This window comes from Pseudomonas sp. PDM25 (assembly GCF_019219045.1).
GTDB lineage: Bacteria > Pseudomonadota > Gammaproteobacteria > Pseudomonadales > Pseudomonadaceae > Aquipseudomonas.
In genome coordinates, this window is record NZ_JAHUWL010000069.1 from 1 (window position 1) to 467 (window position 467).

The window sequence follows — 467 nt, forward strand, 5'->3', positions numbered from 1 at the left end:
GCACAGATGTAGCCAAGGAGGTGATCAAATATCGGGTTACGCTCATGCTCCGCCGTCATCCGGTCAAGATCATCGAAGACTCGCTCGACTCGCAGCCTGAGCTGAACTGTCTGGTAGTAATACAGATTGACCCGAATGATCAGCGTGCGCGAGTAGCGACTGATCATGGCATCGGCGTAGTCACAGACACGTACCGCATTTTCCTTGGCTTGCTGACGCCGGTCTCCCTTCGGGCGACGGTACCATTGCTCACCTGTTAGCTCACGGATGCGCTCGACCAACAGGTTCATGCTGCGGTGATGATCCAGGTACGCTGTAGCGCTCTCGTTCAAGCACACAGGACCTTGCGTATTCCTTTCCAGTCTAATGTCCTGGCACGCCTCCCAGAAGGCTCGCAGGTGCTCACTGTATTGGTATGGAAAGTCCTCCTGGAAGAGACTCAGCATCTGTCGAATGTATTTGAAGTA

The 467-nt window shown here is 54.0% G+C and carries 1 pseudogene; it reads right to left on the bottom strand.

The features are described 5' to 3' along the window. A pseudogene (locus KW848_RS31355) lies at positions 1–332 on the bottom strand (hypothetical protein); the annotation flags it as partial. Positions 333–467: the final 135 nt, after the last annotated feature.